Below are 1,816 nucleotides of genomic sequence, written 5' to 3'. Positions count from 1 at the left end.
TTGCGCACTTCATTGAAGAGCGAAATCTTTCAGGCAAGGCGTCGTCAAATTCACATTTTATTTTTGCGGTTTCATAATTGATTTGCGCCACAAGAGTGGCAGGTAGTGCAATGGGTAGCGCAAGCATTCGAGTGTCCTTTTCTTCACAGGAGACCGGAATAGGTCTCTTGTGAGAACATGGCTACACTTTAGCCAGCGCGGTAAAAATCAATAATGAAGATGCTGACTTTATTCTAAGCGATTGATTGTAAATATTAAATACTTCGCGTTTGTCGAGATGTTATGCTGTCGTTGGGTGTTGCACCGTCTGTGCTCCGTTCTTCATTCACTGATGGAATTAGGATCTACTGACAAATTCCGGGAAAGCGGGCGGCTGTGGAGTGTCATGTATTGCACCTAACCAATACTCATAACGACTGACTAAACGTATTGCGTCTCTCTGCTATCGCTCAATACATATCGCCAGCTGTCCAGCGGCCACTCGCCGCGGGGGGCTCCTGCGCCGAGTGCGGACGGGACGTCCGTCGTCGTTCCCCTGTCCTGCACTCTGGTGTCTCTGACAAACCTCTTGGGGAAGTCGTTCCGCACTCCTCCCCACCGGCAGCATCCCCTCTTGCTCGCGCTCCCCGTGCCAGCCAAGAAAGGTGTCCTCTCCAGGACCCCGTCCGGTTGAGCGCCGAGCCCAAACCGAACCGAGCAAACGAACTATACGATATCAATAGGCACCCCTGTTTGCTCGCGCCTTCACCCTGAGACGCGAGCAAGCAGGGGTGCCAAGGGAGTCTGGACATGAGGCTTGAAGCTCACCGTAAGCAAATCATTCGTGAGGCGTTCGAATGCGCAGACCTTGTGGGTGCGTTCACTGCGAAACTGAACCCACTGACGTGCTCGAGTCTCGGCGATTAGACGGGAGATGGATATTTTGGTTATTCCCTAACCTTGCACCGCAAAGACAGATTGTTACCTGATATCTGATTATCGAAGCTGCCAAACGAGCGCAGAGGTTACTTGGCTTTAGTGCGGGGAGAAACCGTGTGAGTTGGCCGACCGATAGCTCCGTGGTGTGTTTCCTTCAGATCTGTCTACCCAAACACAACTCGCCGCCATCAGGCTGCGGGCTCTATGAAGCGCCGCGGTTTTAGAAGACGGTCTCGATCGGAGAGACCGGCTTTCAAAGCCGCGGATACCACACCCTATTTTAGAAAGCACATCATATGAGAACGCGGACTGGAACACCGCGTCTGATCGCCGAGATCACCGCTACTTTGTGACGGTGATCAGCCTCGCTGTAGACTCCTGCACGGCGAGGCCTTGAACAGCACCGATTAATTCAGGGCGGCATTCCGCCGCCTGCGGATGCTGGGGAGCCCGACGAATGGGACATGAATGGAAAATGACTATAGAATCGACGACTGGAGTACCTACAAATACAGCCAGTCGTCTAACACGAGACTTTCTTTTGCGTCACGGCGCGGAGTTAGACGATCTGCTGCGCAGGTTCCCCTCCGCTTCAGAGTGAGCTACCCCCAGAAAATCGGACACTGACGTAAGCTACGATTTGTTGTCTGCTGATCTTCGACGAGAAGGAGATCAGAGATGTCGAAGCGAAAGCAACATGCGCCTGAGTTCAAGGCGAAGGTCGCGCTGGAAGCCCTGAAAGGCGAGGAGACGGCCGCTGAGCTGGCAAGCCGGTTCGGGGTGCATCCGACGATGATTCACCAATGGAAACGCGCCTTGCTCGAGGGCGCTTCAGGCGTGTTCGAGCGCGGGAGCCGCAAGAAGCCGGAGATCGACGAGGAGCAGGTGAAGGAGCTCC

1 protein-coding gene is annotated in these 1,816 nt (G+C 54.1%); it reads left to right on the top strand.

Going from position 1 to position 1,816, the window contains the following annotated elements:
- Nucleotides 1-1,596: 1,596 nt before the first annotated feature.
- On the top strand, nucleotides 1,597-1,816 hold a 220-nt coding region (locus tag A3764_RS25935), incomplete at its 3' end, for an IS3 family transposase (protein WP_067951451.1).

This window comes from Sulfitobacter sp. HI0129 (assembly GCF_001635395.1).
In the GTDB taxonomy this organism is placed as follows: Bacteria; Pseudomonadota; Alphaproteobacteria; order Rhodobacterales; family Rhodobacteraceae; genus Sulfitobacter.
Note: the sequence above shows the minus strand (reverse complement) of the source record. Positions and strands in the feature narration are given on the sequence as shown.